This window comes from Pedobacter sp. GW822-FHT03F06, assembly GCF_058801365.1.
In genome coordinates this window covers 151,597-171,449 of the sequence record NZ_JBXANE010000005.1, presented here as the reverse complement: position 1 = coordinate 171,449, position 19,853 = coordinate 151,597, and the positions used below count along the sequence as shown (strand labels likewise).

Genomic DNA, 19,853 nt, shown 5'->3' with positions numbered 1-19,853 from the left:
TATGGGATGTGGAAGTTGTTCAACAGGTGGTGGTTGCACCCCTAATGGATGCAAAAGTAATGGCTCATGCGGCACCGGTGGTTGCCAAACAATGGAAGTTCACGATTGGCTATCTAATTTGGATATGCCTTCTAATTATAAACCTTTTCAGGTTACAGAAATCAAATTTAAAGGCTCACGCAAAGAGTTTTTCCTCAATAACGATAACATTTACCTCGAAATTGGGGAACTTGTTGCCGTTGAAGGACCAACTGGTGGTTTTGATGTGGGGCATGTTTCGCTTACGGGCGAACTGGTAAGGATCCAGATGAAACGCCGTAAAACGGCACTCGATCAGGTAACCAAAAAAATCTACCGTAAGGCTACAGAAGCTGATGTAGAAAAATGGAATGCCGCTAAAGGGATGGAGTGGGAAACCATGCACAAAGCCCGTAAATTAGCCCTGGATCTTCGTTTACAGATGAAAATCAGTGATGTAGATTATCAGGCCGATAAAACCAAAGCCACTTTCTTTTATACAGCAGATGGACGTGTGGATTTCCGTGAGCTCATTAAAAAAATGGCAGAGAGTTTCCGTATCAGGATTGAAATGCGCCAGATCGGGATGCGCCAGGAAGCTGGCCGTTTAGGCGGAATTGGCTCCTGCGGTAGAGAATTATGTTGTTCAACCTGGTTAACCAACTTCAAAACTGTGTCTACGGCTGCGGCGCGTTATCAAAACTTATCACTAAATACTTTAAAGCTTGCTGGGCAGTGTGGCAAATTAAAATGCTGTTTGAACTATGAGCTGGATACCTATTTGGATGCTTTGAAAGATATTCCCGATAGAATTGAAAACCTTGATACTGAGGCTGGTTATGCCCGTCACCAAAAAACAGACATTTTCAAAAAAATCATGTGGTTCAGTTACATGGGTGATGAAAACTGGATTCCTGTTAAAGCTGCGCGTGTAAAAGAGATCATGGCAATGAACAAGGCGGGCAAAAAAGCGCCTAACTTAAAAGAAGAGGCCGTTCAGATTGCTGCGCCGGTTGTGGTGGAAAAATCTTTCGATTACGAAAATGTAGTTGGTCAGGATAGTTTAACCCGTTTAGATGAACGCTCGCGGGGTAAAAACAACCAGCACAAAAACAATAATCAGAAAAATAACCGCAACAACAACCAAAATAAAAGAGAAAGAACGCCTCCCGGAGAGAAAAATGCAGGGGCTAATAATAGGACTCAGCAACCTCAACACGGCGCACTGAAAGCTCAACAAGGTGGAAAGCAACAGCCTAACGGACCAAAGCCGCAACAGGCAGTTCCTAAACCACAGCATGTTAACGGACCAAAACCTCAAAACAATAAGCCAAAACAACAGCAGCCACAAACACAAAAGCCTGTAGTAAAAGCTGAAGGAAATGTAACGGCCGAGGGTGTTAAGCCAGAACAGAGTAAAAACAAGAATAGAAATAACCGTAGGAAAAATAATAACCGCCGAAACAATAATAATGGCTCAGAAAATAAACCTGCTGCTGAATAAAAAGCAAATAATTTTGCTTGGCTTTTTATTAATGGTTACCCTATTTATGGGCTGTATGGTCAGCGTAATTGATAGTAATGTCGAAATTGCCAACCGCAGGTGGACCTACCGTAACCATATTTCGATGCCGTTTGAGATTAAGGATAATACGAAGGCTTACAACATTTATTTTAAGCTTAGACATACCGCCGATTATAAATATGCCAATATTTTTGTCCTTGCCCATTTTAAAGATGGTAAGAAGATGATAACCCGGCGTTATCAATACAAGCTCGCCAAAAATGATGGCGAATGGCTGGGCAGTGGTTCGGGAAATGTGTTTAGTTATACCCTGCCGATGTTAACCAACTATCATTTTTCCCGAAATGGTAAGTTTGAGATCGAAATCGAGCAGAATATGCGCGATAATCCACTTTTAGAGGTGAGTGATGTTGGTTTATTGGTTGAAGAGGCAAAATAAGTTTTGTTTTCATTTAGCATTTTATTGATTATTTAATTCATTGTCATTATTTGTTTGTATTTGAGTGTGTTTTTCGGAATTTTATTTGGAAAAATTAGCTTTCTCGCTACATATTTGTAATAAAATTGTTATTATTGTTTATAAACCTATGAACTATGATACGAATTTTACTCAAAAACACTCTACCCCTTCTCCTCATTTTAATTTCTACTCAATTATTTGCCCAAGGCTTAAAGGGTAAGGTAACAGACTCTGCAGGCTTAGCTATTCCAGGTGCTACAGTTCAGGTAGTTGGCTCAAAAGTTGGAACATCATCTGATGAAAATGGGCTTTACGCCTTAAAATTTCCTTCACCGGGGGCTTATAAAGTCAGGGTTTCTTTTACAGGCTATCAAACGGCCGAAGTAGCTGTTCAGATCGACAATACCGTAAAAACAGTGGATTTTGCATTGCAGGATGCGAAAGAACTGTTAAGTGATGTAGTTGTGGTTGGATCAAGATCAACGCCCAGAACGAACATCGAAAGTGTGGTACCGGTTGATCTGATTTCTGCAAAAGACGTTAAGGTATTTGCGCAGACAGATTTAACGCAGATTTTAAACTTTGTAGCGCCATCTTTTAGCTCTAACCGGCAAACCGTTTCTGATGGAACCGACCACATCGATCCTGCATCTTTACGCGGTTTAGGGCCAGATCAGGTTTTGGTGCTGGTAAATGGAAAACGTAGGCATACTACAGCATTAGTAAACATTAATGGTACTTTCGGTCGGGGTTCTGTCGGAACCGATTTAAATTCCATCCCGGTTTCGGCAATTGAGCGCATTGAGGTGCTCCGTGATGGTGCTGCGGCGCAGTACGGTTCGGATGCCATTGCAGGGGTAATCAACATTGTGTTAAAAAAGGTAACACCGTATAGTTTTTCTACCTCTTTTGGTCAATCTTCTTCAAGTGCCCTGGGTCGCGATTTTAGCGATGGCAGAACCTTTCAGGTTGATTTTAGCAAGGGATGGGCATTTAAAAATGATAAAGGTTTCATCAATTTTGCGGCACAATACCTCCAAAGAGGCTATACAAACAGGGGTGGTTTAGATACCCGTCCGTTATTATATTCTGCGAGTCCCACTAAAGGTTCAACAGAAACAGAAGCCGCTTTTCAGGCCCGTTTTGCAAGTTTAAAGGCCGCTGATGATGCAAGGGCAAAAGCAAACGGTTTGGATAGAAACAACATGCGGGTGGGTAACTCCGATTCAAAAAATGGAGGAGGTTTCTTAAACGGACAGTTTAATTTTGGTGAAACCACTCAATTGTACTATGCAGCTGGCTTTACCCATAAAACCGGAAGTGCCGCGGGTTTTTATCGCCTGCCGACACAAACCACACAGATTGATTTATCCATCTATCCTAATGGATTTTTGCCTTTCATCGATACCAAGATTAATGATTATTCATTTTCTGCTGGTTTAAGAGGTAAGATAGGCACATGGGATTATGACATCAGTAATACCAGTGGTGAAAATACCATCGCATTCAATATCAATAATACAGTAAATGCTTCTCTGCCTACTGGAACAAGTCCTACATCGTTTTACGCTGGGGAATTGCTATTCAGACAAAATACCAGTAACCTTGATTTAAACAAAAAACACACTTTTGATGGTGGGTTTTTAACCTCATTAAATACTGCCTTTGGCGGAGAATTCAGGATAGATAATTACCAGATCAAAGAAGGCGAGCTTTTATCTTATTCAAATGGCGGAAGATTGATCGGAACATCCCCTACGGCATCAGGTGCGCAGGTGTTCCCGGGCTTTAAGCCGAGCAACGCATTGGACAAATCGAGGCACAATGTTGGTGCCTATGCCGATATTGAAGCTGAATTTGGCCCCCGGGTAACTTTAGGAGCCGCTGGGCGTTACGAAAATTACAGTGATTTTGGTTCGAACTTTTCTTATAAATTTACAGGCAAGGTTAAGCTTTTTGGTGATGTTTCGTTACGTGGCGCGTATGCCACAGGGTTTAGGGCACCATCTCTACACCAACAATATTTTAATAATGAAAGCACGCAGTTTGTAGGTACCAATGCAACACAGGTTTTAACGGTAAATAATGCAAACCCTATTGTTGCCCAGTTTGGTGTTGGCGCATTAAAACCTGAAATTTCTAAATCGGGAAGTTTGGGTTTAGCAGGCAAAATCGCCAAAACCTTTACTTTTACCATCGATGCTTATAATATTGATATCAGCGACCGTATTGTTTTCTCCAGTCAATATGCCCGCGAACGTTCTGGCGGTGTTTTAGTGCCAACTGGCGTGGTGAACCAGATTTTAAATACGGTAGATCCAACAGCGCAGATTAACAGTGTACAGTTTTTTACCAACGCCATTACCACCAATACCGCAGGTATCGATGTGGTATTAACCAACAGGTTTAATTTGGGTGCAAAAAGCAGCTTAATTTTAAGTGTTGCTGGCAATGTAAACAAAACCGTAGTAAGAAGTATACAGGGTTCTGATAAAATTGAAAGTGATCCTACATTAAAAGCTAAACTTTTCGATCGTTTGGAACGCTCCCGTTTCGAAAGTTCAGTGCCTAAAAACAAACTGAATATTACCGCAACCTATAATGTAAATAAACTATCGTTTGTGGCAAGAACAGTTCGTTTTGGCGAGGTTACCTATTTAAATGCTATTGATCCAAATATTCCTGCCAATGGCTTACCAATCCAATTGGATCAGACTTTTGCACCGAAATGGATAACTGATTTCTCTGTAAGCTACGCTGCGAGCAAAACCTGGTCGGTAACTGTGGGAGCGAATAACATTTTTGATGTTTACCCTGATAAGTTATATATCAATCCACGTAATAATGAAAATAATTTGAGTGGAGACGTTGCCAGTAATTATTCAGGAGGATTAGACAATACTTCGAATGGCAGGTTTTTGTACCCAAGAGCGGTTAGCCAGTTTGGTTTTAGTGGTAGGTATGTATATGGCAAAATTGCCTGTACATTTTAATGTTATTAAGCGTTTTTTAGCCACAGATGCATACAGATAAACACAGATTTTTATATCTGTGTTTATCAATAACTTGAGCTTAATTCATTAAAAGATTGAAGTTACAGATACTGTAACAAACTCTCCAGTTTCATTCCTCTTGATCCTTTTAACAATACCAAATGATCCTGAACCGGATTTGCCTGTAAATATGCAGCTGCTTCGGCCGGACTTTCGAAAAATGTGCCCTTAAAATTGTCTTTAAATGAATAGAAATCCTTCCCAATAAAAATTAGCTGATCTAAATCACTTTCATTAGCCTGTTTCGCAATGAGTTCATGCTGTCCAAGCGATTCTGGTCCAAGCTCAAACATATCACCCAAAATGGCAGTCTTTTTATCTGCCGATAATGCTGCGATATTTTTCAGTGCCGCAGTCATGCTGCTTGGGTTTGCATTATAAAAATCGCAGATTACGGTATTCTTTTCTGTTTTGGTTAATTGAGAACGGTTATTTTTTGGCTGATAGTTAGCAAGGCCAGTGTTAATTTCGTCTGGGCTCATATCAAAGAAGTCGCCAATACAGATTGCAGCAAGAATGTTTTCGAAATTATAACTACCTGTTAAATTGGTTTTAACAGAAGAAGAAACGTCATGGTTGGTCCAATCCACTTCGATAAATGGATCACTGCTTTTTAATTCGCCTTTAATGGTATTGCCATTTTCTGTTCCGTAATAAATAAGTTTGTTTAAGCCTGCAGCTGTGCTCATTTCAAGCAAGTATGGGTTATCTCTATTAATAAAAGTATAACCATGGGTTTCTTTTAAATAGGCATAAAGTTCTGCTTTGCCTTTTTTTACCCCTTCAAATCCGCCGAATCCATCTAAATGTGCCATGCCAACATTGGTAATAATGCCATGGGTAGGCTGAGCAATGGTGCAAAGTAGTTCTATTTCCTTTTGGTGGTTTGCGCCCATCTCGATTACCGCAATTTGCACCTCACCGGTGATGGATAAGATAGATAACGGAACACCTATATGGTTGTTTAAGTTACCAAAGGTAGCAAAGGTTTTATATCGCTCTGCTAAAACAGCATTTACCAATTCTTTGCTGGTTGTTTTGCCATTACTGCCCGTTAAACCGATTACAGGGATATTTAATTGTTTGCGGTGATGGCGCGCCAGGTCTTGCAAAGTACTTAATACATCTTCTACTAATAGGCATTGACTGTTAGTAGCATACTTTTCTTCATCTATAATGGCATATGCTGCCCCTTTTTTAATAGCTTGAGCGGCAAATTCGTTGGCATTAAAAAGATCTCCTTTAAGTGCAAAAAAGATACAACCAGGGCTAATGTTTCTTGTATCGGTAGAGATAACAGGGTTTTCTCGGTAGTAATCGTATAATCTTTCGGTTGTAATCATGCCTATGGTAAAAAATATGATGTAAAATTAAGCTTTCGCATTAACAAAAAACAAAATTAGTACATTAGGTAAAATTATTTCCCTATGAAAAGACGCTTAACGTTCTGCCTAATCTTCCTTAGTTCCGTTTTTTTTGCACAGGCACAGCTAAAATCGCCCGACGATTTTTTAGGTTACGAGCTGGGTTCACACTTTACCCCGCACCATAAAGTAGCCGATTATTTTAGACAAACCGCTGCGGCTTCTGCTAAAAACATGAAATTGATAGAGTATGGTAAAACCAATGAAGGCAGGCCCTTAATGGTGGCAGTTGTTTCTTCACCAGAAAACATAACCAAACTTGAACAGATCAGGAACAATAATTTGGTTTTAGCAACGGGTACCAATAATAGTGTAGATTTAACAAATCAGCCTGCCATACTTTGGTTAAGTTATAATGTACATGGTAATGAGGCAAACTCAACAGAAACCTCAATGAAGATGCTTTATACCTTGGTTTCGGGTAATAATAAACCTGCAACAGAATGGCTAAAAAATACAGTTGTGGTGATTGACCCTTGTTTAAACCCCGATGGAAGAGACCGTTATGTGAATTATTTTAATAGCGTAGTAGGGAAAACACCCAATTCCGATCCGTTATCAAGAGAACACATAGAGCCATGGCCAGGCGGCAGACCAAACCATTATTATTTCGATTTAAACCGCGATTGGGCATGGCAAACACAGGTTGAAAGCCAGCAAAGGTTAGCGCTGTATAACCAATGGATGCCACAGGTACATGTCGATTTTCATGAACAAAGCTATAATGAGCCTTACTATTTTGCACCTGCAGCAGAACCGGTTCACCAGGACATTACGCCCTGGCAAAAGAGTTTCCAGGTAGTGGTAGGTAAAAACAATGCCAGGTATTTTGATGCAGAAGGTTGGCAGTATTTCACCAAAGAGCGTTTTGATTTACTATATCCCTCTTATGGAGATACTTATCCTTTGTATAACGGATCAATCGGTATGACCTATGAGCAGGGCGGAATCAGGGCCGGGTTATCTGTGGTAACCAACGACGGTGATACATTAACCTTAAAAGACCGTATCGCGCATCACTTTACAACAGGAATGTCGACCCTTGAAGTAACTTCCTTAAATCATCAGAAGTTATTAGAGGAATATAAAAAATATTTCCAGCAGGAATTAGCCAATAGTCCGGGTGTTTATAAAAGTTATATCATAAAAGCGACTAATTTGTCACGCTTAAAAAAACTGGCTGAACTGCTAACCAAAAATAAAATCGAATTTGCTTTTGGTGGTGATAAAACGGGAAGAGGTTATGACTATGATACCCAGAAGGAAGAAAGTTTTAGCATCGCCCGTAATGATTTAATTGTTAATATCCAGCAGCCAAGGGCCGTTTTGGCTAATGTTTTATTGGAGCCCCAAACTCTTGTAACAGACTCTAATACTTATGATATTACAGCATGGGCCCTACCTTATGTGTACGGATTAAAGGGTTATGCCAGTAAAGAAAGTATTAAAGGGAAATATTCAGCCATTGAAGAGCCAAAGATAATCAGTAATGAGCTTGAGAAGCCCCTAGCCTGGTTGTTTAGCTGGGGAACAGGCGAAGATGTTCAGGTTTTAACTGCGCTGCAAAAAGAAAATATAAAAGTTAGACAGGCCGATCAGCCATTTGCGGTAAATGGTAAAGACTATCCTGCCGGAACCCTAATTGTGTTGAGGGCAGAAAACGAAAGACTGATCAAAGGGATGAAAGATAAGGTTGCATCGATCGCCAAAACCTTAAATAGGCCAATTCAGGCAATTAGTAGTGGTTTTGTAGAGAAGGGAAAGGATTTTGGCTCTAACGTTTACCCATTGTTAAAACAGCCTAAGATTGCCATTGTATCTGGCATGGAGGTTTCTTCTCTCGCGTTTGGCGAAGCTTGGTTTTTTCTTGAGCATGATCTAAATCTTTCACCAAGTATTATTAATGCTAAGGATCTGAATAACCTGGATATTAATAAGGTAAACACCTTGATTTTGCCGGATGGAAGTTACAGTGCTTTTATAGGGGATGGTTTAACCGCATGGATAAATAAAGGAGGAAGATTAATTTTGATGGAAGATGCTATAGAAAGTGTATTCGAGAAAAAGGGATTTGATATTAAAAAGAAGGAAGCCGTTGTAAAAAAAGACGAAAAACCAGAGGCAAACAAACTTCTTTTCAAGGATAAGGACAGAGATGATTTCGAAACTACCATACCCGGTGCAATTTACCGGATCAATCTCGATGCTAGTCACCCCTTTTCTTACGGCCTGGGTAAAACCTACTACAGTTTAAAAACAGACCGGAAAATTTATGAGCCTTTTGTTAAAGGTTGGAATGTGGGTTTAATTAACGAAAAAAGTTTAATGGCCGGTGTAGTGGGTAAAAAAGCAAGGGAAGAGCTTAAAACAGGGCTTTTAATCGGTGTACAAGATTTCGGCCGCGGCAAGGTAGTTTATTTAGCTAACGACCCGTTGTTTAGAAACTTCTGGGAAGGTGGAAAAACCTTATTTGGGAATATAATTTTTTGTGGATATTAGGCGCGATTTCTACTTTTTTGGTTAAAATACGCGCTGATTTTATCGTTTCTGAATAGATTTTATTGCACATGTATGTAAAATACTTTACATTAACTATAAACAATCATTTTTGGGGCTTAAGAAAGAAAATCTCAAGCTTATTTCGTCAAACTAAACATACTTTCTGTTCAAAAGATGCATTTTTTTTCATTAAAAAAACATTTTTTCTATAAGATTCCACTCATAATGTGTTGCTTAAGTCATTCAAATTCAGGTAGGAAGCAAAATTTAACATTTTGCAATGTGCTTAAAATCAGCTAATTAGTTGTTTGTTTTGTTGGTTTGTTAAAATTTGTTAAAAAAAATTTTCTAACATGATTTTCAACACCTAAATTAGGCGATCATTAATCATTAACTAACCTATTTCATAATTATGAAAAAACTTCTACAAAGTTTGTTCATATTCTTGTGCTTAGCTACGGCTGGATATGCACAAGATCGAACAATTACTGGTACAGTTACTGCACAGGAGGATAACCTTCCAATTCCTGGGGTAAGTGTAAAAATCAAAGGTACTCAATCGGGTACGGTAACCGCAGCCAATGGTAAATATAGCCTGGTTGTAAAAAATGGCTCAATTTTAGTTTTTACCTATGTTGGTTATAAACAAAAAGAAGTAACTATTGGTGCTTCTAATGTTATTAACGCCATATTGGAGGGTGATGCTAACCAATTGACAGAAGTTGTAGTAACTGGGGCTTATGGTACAAAAACTACTGCAAGAGCTACTACTGCAAACATTCAAACCATTAGCGGCGAAAAGCTTAATACGGTGCGTGGAACAAATATCAACAACGCTTTGGCGGGTAAAGTTGCAGGTGTTCAGGTAAGAAGTCAGTCGGCAGCAGCCTTAGGTAGAAATACTCAAGTGAGGTTACGTGGTGCAGGTGGCTTTGGTACAGGTAGTGGCGCACTTTATGTTGTTGACGGAACAATTCTTCCAAATGCAGATGATGTGAACTTAGATGATATCGAAGATATTTCTGTTTTACAAGGTCCTGCTGCGGCAGCTTTATTGGGTTCACAAGCAGCTTCCGGTGCAATTTTGATTACCACTAAAAAAGGTAAAAAAACCGAGGGAGCTGGTATCACACTTAATTTAGGTGCAACATTTGAAAATGCCTATATTTTACCAAACTATCAAAACACTTATGCCGGTGGTAACTCTGCAGATCTTATCCAATACAATTGGAAAACCGGAGACCCTGTAGAGTGGCAAGCGCTTAGTGGCAAATATTATCATAACTATAGTGATGATGCAAGCTGGGGTCCGAAAATGGTTGGTCAGGAGTACATTCCTTGGTACGCATGGTATCCGGGAACTCAATATTCTTATAAAACAGCCTCTTTAACCCCTCAGCCTGATAATGCCCGTGATTATTTCAACACAGGTGTAAACTTAAATAACTCTGTTACTTTCGCTAATGCCGGTGATAAGTACAATTTCAAAATGACTTACGGTAACCAATACACGCAAGGTTTGGTACCTGGAACAAATTTGAAGAAAAATACTTTGAACTTAGTTTTAAACTACGATCTTAATAAACACTTCACTGTAGGTGCAAATATTAACTACGTTAAAACTGCACTAGGTGGTGATATTGATGATGCATACTCAAGTCAAAGTACAGGATCATTTAACCAATGGTTCCACAGGGATTTGGATATGGGTATTATGAAAGAATTGAGGGGATTGACAGTGCCAGGATTAAATGGAACCAACATTTATGCTAGCTGGAACCACAATGATCCTACTTCATATAGCGCAGCAGATCCAAAATCATTTTATGCAGGTAACTATTGGTATAACTTCTATACTTATTATGATTTGTTAAACAAATTAAATCAAAGAGATAGATTGTACGGTAACGTATATTTAACTTATAAAGTTAATGATGACTTGAAGTTTACAGGAACTTACCGTAAACAACAAAACACAACGTTTACTGAAGATAAATATAGCTCACGTTTAAATGATAGTGGTACGCAAACCACTGGTAACGATCCACAGGCTAGAGGTTACTATTATACTGCTAATACTTATTCAAATAGAGAAAACTACGAATTATTAGGGCAGTACACTAAAAAGATTCAAGATTTCACAATTGATGCAACAGTTGGTACTGATATTTTCAGGGCTGATTATAAAGACAATACTGCACAAACCGATAATGGTTTAGTAATTCCTGATCTTTTTACAGTTCAAAACTCTGTTAATCAACCTATAATAGGAAACACTAGATATATCGAAAAATATAGAGCTGTATTTGGTAAAGTTACTTTAGGTTATAAAAACTTCTTATTTTTAGAAGGAACTTTACGTAATGACTGGTTCTCAACATTACCTAAGGTGAATAATAATGTACTATCTAAATCAATTGGTGGATCATTCGTATTCAGCGATTTATTACCAAAAGAAAGCTTTGGCTGGTTATCAAATGGTAAATTAAGAGCGTCTTATGGTGAGATCCCTCAGGCATTATCTGATCAATCAGGCCGTTTTGGCGCATATGTTTACCCTGGTTTTGCGTATGGTGTAAATGCATTAAAATGGAATGGTAACTTACTAATGTCTACTCCTGATGTACTTGTTGATCCAGATATCACTGGTGCAGTATCATCAAATTATGAATTGGGTATTGATTTAGGCTTCTTGAACAACAGAATCACTTTGGCAGCTACATATTGGGACGCAACAGAGAAGAATTTCCCAAGATCTGTATCAATCAATCCGGCATCTGGCTTTAGTTCAATTATTACCAATATTGGTCAGATCAATAAAAGAGGTTTAGAGTTTCAATTAACTGGTCGCCCAGTGGCATCACCAAACTTTTCATGGACGATTTCAGGAACATACGCAAACTTATTGGATAATAAAGTAGTCGAGGTAAGTAAAAAATATGCCATTACTCGAATTTCAGGGGTAGATGCTGTTTGGGGTACAACTATGCCATATATGGTGCACGAAGAAGGTAAACAGTGGGGACAGATTTTCGGAAATGGAAAGAAAAGAAATGCAGATGGCGTTCCATTGTTGGATGCTAGTGGCCATTTTGTAAATGATCCAAACGTATTTTTTGGTAGCGTTCTTCCAAAACACACTGGTGGTTTGCAAAACTCATTTACCATATTCAAAGATTTCAATGTAAGTGCTAATATTGATTACCAATTTGGAGGAAAATTCGTTTCCTTATCAAATATGTGGGGTTCATATAGTGGTTTAACTGCTCGTACTGCTGCCTTGAATGATAAAGGTGTTTCTGTACGTGATAACCCTGCTGATGGTGGTGGTGTAAGAGTTGATGGTGTTGACGCTACAACTGGGCAGCCGAAAACTTATTATTTGAGCGCTATTGATTACTACCAAGGTCTTTACAACTCTAGAACATTTGATGACTACATCTATGATTTAACCTTCATTAAATTGCGTGAGGTATCAATTGGGTATAACATACCAGTTAAAAAGTTGGGCATTGGTAAATATATCCAGAATGCAACTTTCTCTGTAATTGCGCGTAATCCGGTTTTAATTTATGCTAAAACAAAAGATTTCGATCCATCAGAGGTATCTGCAACAAGCGGTGAAACTGCTCAATTACCAGGTACAAGAGGATTTGGTTTTAACTTAAGAGTAGGTTTCTAATCTAGAAAAACAAAAGAAATTATTATGAAAAAGAGATTTATATATGCATCCTTAATTGGCTTGGTGCTTGCCAGCTCAGTGGGATGTAAAAAAATAGAGGATTTTGGTGTTGCTAATGATAATCCAGCAGCAACTACTACTCCGAGGGTTGATGCCTTGTTAACTAATTCGATCGCAAGTTTACCAGGTTATGCCTTTTATGTAACAGGCGGCTATTATTCACAGTACTTTTCACAAAGTCAATATCCTGATGCGATGTTGTATTCGTTAGATCAAAGTGCATTTACCGGAGCTTATAGCGGCATACTTTATGACTTGGAAAATATTCAGTTGGTAAACACAAGCACCAATCAAAATCAGGTTGCCAAGATACTTCAACAGTACGTGTATTTTCAATTGACTAATCGTTGGGGAGACATACCTTACAGTCAGGCATTAAAGGGAATCACCGTAAATGCACCAGCCTATGATACACAGGAAGCGATTTATAAAGGCATGTTGGCTGCATTAACTACAGCAGCAACTTCCTTTAATTCATCTGCAATAACAGGCGATATTATGTTCAATGGTGATGTTGCGGCCTGGAAAAGAGTAGCAAACTCATTAAGGTTGGTAATAAGCATTCAGTTATCGAAAAAATACCCTGGTGCAAATGATTATGCAGCAACGCAGTTTAAAGCGGCTTTAGCTGATGCAGGTGGTGTAATTACTACAAATGCACAGAACATGCAAGTTACGCCGGCTGCTCCAAATTTCAGAAACGTGATTTGGGATGGTTATAACGGTCGTAAAGATTATGGCGAAAGCAAAACGATGACTGATTTAACAGCTAGTTTGAGCGATGCAAGACAAGCTGTATTTGGTGGCGCCAGTGAACAAGCAGGCAATGTAACAACCTCAAGCGTAGGTATTCCTTACGGCGGAGATAAAGCATCAACTGAAGGTTTTACAAATAATAACCCTACCTGGGCACGTGTGCTGCGTGGTGATAAACGCGATCAGGCTAGCCCTGTTTTCATTATAACTGCTTCACAAATTGCATTAATCAGAGCTGAAGCGGCTAATCTGGGTTGGACTACCGAAAGTTTATCTGATTTATATACTCAAGGTATTACATTATCATACGAGCAATGGGGAGTTGGAACACCTTCGGCTGCTTATTTGGCCAATGCCAGCGTTGCTGTCGGAGCTGTTGGTGCTGCTAATAATGTGAGAAATATTTCAACTCAACGTTATTTGGCAAGTTATCCTGATGGACAACAAGGATGGAACATTTGGAGAAAAACAGGATTTCCTGCGCTTACACCAGCTTCTGCTGCTGCAAATTCATCAAAACAAATTCCAAGAAGAATAGCTTATTCTCCAACTGAACAAACTACTAACAAAGCAAACAACGATGCGGCTATTGCTCGTTTAACTGGTGGTAACACTCAGGATGCTAGAATGTGGTGGGATCAATAATCATTAACGTTTAAATTAACTAAAATGAAAAATCATTTATTAAAATATGCTGGTATTGCGTTATTATTGGCGCTAACAGTAACTGGGTGCAGAAAGGACGCATTTGAGGGCGAAGAGACCCTGGAGAATGGAGCTACAAGAGTAAAGATATCAGAAGGAACAAATCCATCTTTCTTTCTCGAAGCTGGTTCTGGGATACAAAAACGTAAGCTCTTTACGGTAACTAAAGCTGCTGCTAGCCAGGCCGTTAACAATGCAGCTGCAACTATTACCTTAACTTATGCACCTGATTTAATTGCAAAATATAATACTGATCATGCTACTGGTACTCCTGCGGTTCCTGATACCTATGAAATGCTTCCAGAAGCACTTTATACCACCTTTCCAGGAGTTACAAGGACGAGTACAGGATACACCATTAATCTTGCTCCAGGAGAATTTGCGAAATCTTTCGATATTAATCTAAACTTTGCTGCATTCGATTTTTCTAAAAAATATATGTTAGCTTTTAGAATTGCCGCAACAGGTATTGATGGAGAGGTTACTGTTCAAAACCAACTCCTTGCCATAGTAGGTGTTAAAAATGCCTATGATGGAGTGTATTCTGTAGCTGCGGGTACAGTTACCAGATATACTGCGCCTGGCGTTCCAGCTGGCGATGCGCTTAGTGGAAATATGGCAGGCAACCCTGACGTGAGGTTGGCAACTACCGGGGCTACTTCATTAAGAATCGAGGGCCTAAATTGGGCAGCTGCTGGCGGTGGTGTTGGAGGTGTAGATCCAATTACATTGACCATTAACCCAACTACTAACCAGGTTACCTCTATTAGTTCTACGGTGGCGACAAGTATGAAAATTGTTCCGGGAGCTGTTAATAAATATGATCCTGCTACGAAAACTTTCACCTTGAACTTTGACTGGAACCAAACCGCAAACAAGCGGGAAATATTGGGCTTAGTTATTACATACAAAGGATCAAGATAATTTCCAGAAATCATTAAAAAGCTCTCTTCTAAGGAAGGGAGCTTTTTTGTTTGCAGTGCATTCTAAATTTTTAAGATGCAACAATACACTTTCAAGCAGGTTAAGCCCTTAGGGTACTGTAATATATACGGTGTTATGGGTAAAACCTTAACGATAAAGCTTACTACAGGTTTTAATCTAGCTTGGTAACAATACCTCCTGATGTGAGTATAAGCTGGGATGAGCTTTGGTCTTTCATGGGAGAAATTAAAATAAAAAACCAAACTATAGGTTTTTTTTATTTTAAAGATTAAATTTGATACAACCTCATCAAATACTTATTATGAAAAAAATATTCTTTTTATTGATTGGTACAATAGGATTTCTTACCGCTGAAGCTCAAGTGTACAGAAGTGTGAATATGGGAAGCGATCGTCAAACCATACGTGCAAAAAGAACAGATGCTGATTTTGAAGGCTCCCCATACTTGTTTAGTGATTGGCAAAAAGCAGTGGTGCAATTCGGATCAGGTATTGAACCCTCCTCAAGCGAAGTGAAATATGATTTGCTTGCCGACTTATTAGTGCTGAAAGGAAAAGATGGCGAAGAATATGAGTTCAAGGATCAACCGAAAGAATTTTTGCTAACCTCAACAAAAGAGCTGTATAAAAATGGCTTTGCCCCTGTTGATAAATTTACAGATAAGACTTTTTACCAAGTCATTTATGATGGTAAAGTTAAGTTTCTTAAAAAAACAACAAAAACTGTAATTGAAAGCAAAGGTTACAATACAGCAACGGTAACAAGAAAAATAGCTGATGATACTCAATACTATATTGTTAAGGCAGAAAATAAACCAATTAAAGTAAAGTATAATGAAAAGTCAATTGTTGCTGCCCTAGGTAAAAGCGAAGAACTAACAAAGTACGCTAAAGAGAACAAATTAGATATAAAATCTAGCGATGGTATAATTAAGCTGTTAAGCTATTATGATACGCTTTAGAAATTTTCGTTATGTAGATTTCAATGAAGGGCGTTTATAAGAGCGCCCTTTTTTATGCAAATTTTAAGCCTTTCAGAATCCGGTATATGACTTTCAATTCTTGTATTGAATTTATAGCTAAATCGGAGGCGCGCTAAGGCTCACCTTTTGACTGTATATTTGACCTCGTTACAAATAGCGTAATTTACCTTCAGTATTGTATGATAGATTTGATGCATTATTTTAGAGTAGCGTTTTCTTTATAGAAGTATTTGTACTTACAAAGCCTCAATATTATTATCCTCTGCCCGCCTATAGCGCTACTCACTTCCATACCCGAGCTGGCCAGTGGTTTCTTTTGCTAATGCGCTTTAAACTGTTTCGGATGGATAATGTGGCTGTATGCCAGGTGCGCAAAAAAAAACCGATAATGAAATGGGTATATTACTTTACGAATAATTTGATAGTTGATTTTTTAGTGCGTTCGGAGGATAAGATAGAAAATCTGGAGGAAAAATGGCATGATTTTTTCTGAAAATAACTCACGCTTTTAATGACGGTAATTGATATAAATAGCTTATTATAAGTTAAAATATGATAACTTGTAGTTCTAGACATCCTTTATTTGGGGAAAAATCCCCCAATATGCCTTTTTAAACAGACAGCTTTATTGTCAATATAAAGTCATTATGCGTCCTTTTTTTGTTAAATTTTGTTAAATTGTTAGTTATCTCTATTATATTTAAGAAATCAAAATAACTATTTCATTTACTAACTTAAATTTCATGAAAAAACTTCTACAAAGTTTGTTTGTATTTATGTTTATTGCCACAAGTGCAATCGCTCAAAATCGAACAATAACAGGTACGGTTGTATCAAGTGATGATGGCTTACCGCTTTCTGGGGCAAGCGTTAAAGTAAAAGGTACTAACTTAGGTGCCTCTACAGGCGCTGATGGAAAGTATTCCTTATCTATTCCAACATCCGCAACAGCTTTAGAGTTTAGCTCTATCGGCTACATTACCCAATCAGTTTCCATTAGGGGAGCGGTAGTAAATAGTGTATTAGCGCCTGATCCTAAAGTGTTAGGAGATGTGGTTATTACTGGTTATGGCGTACAGAAGAAAAGGGAAGTAACTGGTTCTATTTCTCAAATTAAGGGTGATGCCTTTAGAGATCAGCCTATCCAGTCATTTGATAAGGCGCTGCAGGGAAGAGCAGCTGGTGTGCAGGTAAACTCGACAAGTGGGCAACCAGGTGGTGGCATCTCGGTAAATATTAGAGGGGTTGCAACAATTAACGGTACTACACAGCCATTATATATAGTTGATGGTGTTCAGATGAATTCCGGCGGCGTATCTGGCCAAACTTCGGTCAACTCATTGGCTTCAATTAACCCGAACGATATAGAATCAATAGAGATATTAAAAGATGGGGCTTCAGCGGCGATCTATGGTTCGTTAGCGGCCAACGGAGTTGTATTAATTACAACCAAAAAGGGTAAGGCTGGTAAATCGGTAATTAGGGCATCTGCCCAAATAGGGAATGCAAAGCAGTACAACCCTTATGAGTTGTTGGATGCAGCTACCTGGTATCAACTACGTGTTGAGGCTTTTGTTAACAGATCTTTAAGACAGGGCTTGTCTGCTACGGCAGGAGTTGCTGAAGCTGCTGCCGCTACCTTTCCGGGCGGTGTGCCAGCAGTAATCGATAATTACAATTGGATTGATGCTGTATCTCAAACAGGTAAAAATAGTCAGTACGACCTATCTGTGGCTGGTGGAGATGAAAAAACAAAATTCTTTATTTCCGGATCATTTAACAATAATGATGGTACAATTTTATCATCTAACTTTAAAAGGGGAACTATAAGGGCAAATTTGGATCATGCAGTTTCAGATAAATTTTCTATTTCTGCATCTTTAAGTTTAGCAGCTAATAAATCTATCGGTCCTAGTACAAATGCTGGCTTCTTTACCAATACACCTTTTACGGGTGTGTTATTAACAGCGCCTATAAATAAGGTATATAATGCCGATGGTACTTTTAATACGGTGTTTATTGGAACCAACAATCAGAATTCGGTACAAAATTTAACGCAAGAGATTAGAAAAGCAGGTACATTTCAGACGGTGAGTAATATAGCGCTTACTTATAAGATAATACCGGGTTTAACAGCCAAAGCATTCGCTGGTGTCGATTTTTCAGATGTTAACGATTTAAACTACAGGCCAGCAACTTTGTCTACAGCGGCAGCAACAGTGGGTTCTGGCAGTGAGGTTTTTAGAAGAAATATCAACTATACTACAACTGGAACAATAAATTATGCGAAACGTTTAGGTGATCACAACTTCAGTGCCCTTGGCGGTTTTGAGTTTAGAGAGGTTACAGGTACAATCTTAACGGCTACTGCCCAAGGATTTGCTAGTCCGGTACTTAGTCTGTTGAGTAGCGCTTCTACTCCTACCGGTACAGCCTCAACTTTTACAGGTTACAGATCTGCGGGTGTTTTGGGTAATTTGAAATATGATTATAAAGGAAAATATCTGTTCTCGACTAACTTGAGGTATGATGGATCATCAAGATTTGGAGATAACAATAAGTTTGGTCTGTTTTATGGTGTATCTGGAGGTTGGAGAGTAATAGACGAAGACTTTATGAAAAGCCTAACTTTTGTTAGCGACTTAAAGGTTAGGGCAAGTTATGGTGAAACTGGTGTACAGCCAACTGATAACTTTGGTTCGTTAGCTTTATATGGAAATGGGGGTCAGTATGGTAATCCAGGTTTATCCGGGGGGTTAAGACCTACGCAATTGCCTAATCCAGAGCTTACCTGGGAGGTTTCAAAACAAGTAAACTTGGGTTTGGATTTAGGCTTTTTGAAAAACAGGATCACCCTTTCATTTGATATCTACCGTAAAACAAATTCTGATCTGATCCTGGCAAGAACATTGCCTGGTGACTCTGGCTTTGGATCTATTAACGAGAATGCTGGTGAAGCAAGAACAGAAGGTATAGAGTTAGATCTTAATACGGTTAACTTTGACGGAAGTTTTAGATGGACGACTAATTTTAACATTGCTTTTAACAGGAATAAACTGTTGAAGTTGAACAATGGCTTAACAAATATTCAAGATTTCGTATATACTGTAGGTATGCCATTATCTCAGATCTATACTTTCAAATATGCCGGTGTAAATCCTGCTGATGGTAGGGCAATGTTTTATGATATTAAAAACAATATCACCTATAATCCAACCAACGCTGACAGATTTTTTATCGGAGATCAAAATCCTGATTTCTACGGTGGATTCACAAACACACTAAGTTATAAAGGCTTTTCACTAGATTTTCTATTTCAATATGAATACGGTAAATCTGCATTTATCCAGGCTGGTCAATATATTGAGCAGGCAGGTGGTATAGCAAACAACCAATTGGTATCGCAATTAGACCGATGGACTACCCCTGGCCAGATAACTGCTGTTCCAAGACCGTATGAAGGACGTGTTGAGCCAGGATCTGCAAATACGTTGAATTTTTCTAGCAGATTTGTTGAAAAAGCTTCTTATATACGTTTGAAACAAGCTAATTTAAGTTATAGGATACCTGAGAAAATTACCCAAAAAGTTAAGATCCCTAACATTACGCTTAGTCTTCAAGGTTTAAATCTATTGACCTTCACGAATTATAGAGGAGATGATCCGGAAAATACAGGTCAGAACTTGAATTTCTATCCTAATCCAAGAACTATTTCTGGTGGTATAAGTGTTCAATTTTAAAAAA

General features: G+C 38.6%; 10 protein-coding genes. 9 read left to right on the top strand and 1 reads right to left on the bottom strand.

Going from position 1 to position 19,853, the window contains the following annotated elements:
• The first annotated feature begins 1 nt into the window (after nt 1).
• The 3 genes from ricT to AC1RJ8_RS10415 all read left to right on the top strand — a co-directional run bounded on the left by ricT (nt 2) and on the right by AC1RJ8_RS10415 (nt 4,996).
• Nucleotides 2–1,522 carry a regulatory iron-sulfur-containing complex subunit RicT gene (gene ricT, locus AC1RJ8_RS10425; protein WP_492953755.1) on the top strand — a complete coding sequence of 507 codons (1,521 nt, stop codon included), beginning with the start codon at nt 2–4 and terminating at the stop codon, nt 1,520–1,522.
• Nucleotides 1,491–1,982, top strand: a complete 492-nt coding sequence (locus AC1RJ8_RS10420; RefSeq protein ID WP_492953754.1) for a gliding motility lipoprotein GldH — start codon at nt 1,491–1,493, stop codon at nt 1,980–1,982. The genes ricT and AC1RJ8_RS10420 overlap by 32 nt, the downstream gene beginning before the upstream one ends.
• A 155-nt stretch (nt 1,983–2,137) precedes the next feature.
• Nucleotides 2,138–4,996: a TonB-dependent receptor gene (locus tag AC1RJ8_RS10415; RefSeq protein ID WP_492953753.1), complete on the top strand. Its 2,859-nt coding sequence runs from the start codon at nt 2,138–2,140 to the stop codon at nt 4,994–4,996.
• A gap of 101 nt (nt 4,997–5,097) precedes the next feature.
• On the opposite strand, the gene AC1RJ8_RS10410 is transcribed toward AC1RJ8_RS10415, so the two are convergent.
• Nucleotides 5,098–6,399 carry a UDP-N-acetylmuramoyl-tripeptide--D-alanyl-D-alanine ligase gene (locus AC1RJ8_RS10410; RefSeq protein ID WP_492953752.1) on the bottom strand — a complete coding sequence of 434 codons (1,302 nt, stop codon included), beginning with the start codon at nt 6,397–6,399 and terminating at the stop codon, nt 5,098–5,100.
• A gap of 84 nt (nt 6,400–6,483) precedes the next feature.
• On the opposite strand from AC1RJ8_RS10410, the gene AC1RJ8_RS10405 reads away from it, so the two are divergent.
• The 6 genes from AC1RJ8_RS10405 (at nt 6,484) to AC1RJ8_RS10380 (ending at nt 19,849) form a co-directional block, all read left to right on the top strand.
• Nucleotides 6,484–8,979 carry a M14 family metallopeptidase gene (locus tag AC1RJ8_RS10405; protein WP_492953751.1) on the top strand — a complete coding sequence of 832 codons (2,496 nt, stop codon included), beginning with the start codon at nt 6,484–6,486 and terminating at the stop codon, nt 8,977–8,979.
• Nucleotides 8,980–9,391: 412 nt separating this feature from the next.
• The gene (locus AC1RJ8_RS10400) at nt 9,392–12,661 is read left to right on the top strand and encodes a SusC/RagA family TonB-linked outer membrane protein (RefSeq protein WP_492953750.1); all 3,270 of its coding nucleotides are present in this window, start codon (nt 9,392–9,394) and stop codon (nt 12,659–12,661) included.
• A gap of 24 nt (nt 12,662–12,685) precedes the next feature.
• Nucleotides 12,686–14,122 carry a SusD/RagB family nutrient-binding outer membrane lipoprotein gene (locus AC1RJ8_RS10395; protein ID WP_492953749.1) on the top strand — a complete coding sequence of 479 codons (1,437 nt, stop codon included), beginning with the start codon at nt 12,686–12,688 and terminating at the stop codon, nt 14,120–14,122.
• Nucleotides 14,123–14,146: 24 nt separating this feature from the next.
• Nucleotides 14,147–15,106 carry a DUF1735 domain-containing protein gene (locus tag AC1RJ8_RS10390; RefSeq protein ID WP_492953748.1) on the top strand — a complete coding sequence of 320 codons (960 nt, stop codon included), beginning with the start codon at nt 14,147–14,149 and terminating at the stop codon, nt 15,104–15,106.
• 322 nt (nt 15,107–15,428) lie between these two features.
• Nucleotides 15,429–16,088 (top strand): hypothetical protein, encoded by a 660-nt coding sequence (locus tag AC1RJ8_RS10385; protein ID WP_492953747.1) that lies wholly within the window; start codon nt 15,429–15,431, stop codon nt 16,086–16,088.
• A gap of 764 nt (nt 16,089–16,852) precedes the next feature.
• Nucleotides 16,853–19,849: a SusC/RagA family TonB-linked outer membrane protein gene (locus AC1RJ8_RS10380; RefSeq protein WP_492953746.1), complete on the top strand. Its 2,997-nt coding sequence runs from the start codon at nt 16,853–16,855 to the stop codon at nt 19,847–19,849.
• Nucleotides 19,850–19,853: the final 4 nt, after the last annotated feature.